The 528-nt window shown below is 69.3% G+C and carries 1 protein-coding gene; it reads left to right on the forward strand.

Annotated features, from left to right (window positions below):
• Window positions 1-88: 88 nt before the first annotated feature.
• The gene (locus GEV06_29260; GenBank protein ID MPZ21925.1) at window positions 89-511 is read left to right on the forward strand and encodes a hypothetical protein; all 423 of its coding nucleotides are present in this window, start codon (window positions 89-91) and stop codon (window positions 509-511) included.
• Window positions 512-528: the final 17 nt, after the last annotated feature.

Consider the following 528-nt stretch of genomic DNA (forward strand, 5'->3'; position numbering starts at 1 on the left):
GTCAGCTTCGAGCGGAGGAAGGCCGCGGCCAGTCGGCCAGCGAGGCCGTACGTCGCGCCCGTGGTCGTCATGGCCGCGCTCCGTCAGCGTGGTGGGCGTTTACGGGCGCGCCATCGCGCAACGTGGGCGGTGGGCCGACGACCACCCGCTCGCCTGGCTCGAGACCAGCGAAAATCTCTACGCCGCCGTTCGCCTCAGACCCGAGACGGACCAGGCGCGCGCGGGCCGTATCGTCGTGATCGACGACGAAGACGCGCGTGAGCTGACCGTTCCTGGTGATGCTCGTCAGGGGAACCGTGATCAGCCGGCGCGGCCGGCCGGGAAAGCGTGCACGCCCAAACATGCCCGATCGGACCTGGGCGTCCGTCGGGAGGTCAATTTTGATCGTGAAGGCGTGCGCGGTGGGATCAATCGCCTGGGCGATCTCGGCCACTTCACCTGTCAGCGCGCCCTTGGCGTGATCAAGAACGACGTCCACGGCCTGCCCGGGGGCGATCGCCGCCGCGCGTGAAGCATCGAGGCGCACCT

This window comes from Luteitalea sp. (assembly GCA_009377605.1).
GTDB lineage: Bacteria > Acidobacteriota > Vicinamibacteria > Vicinamibacterales > Vicinamibacteraceae > WHTT01.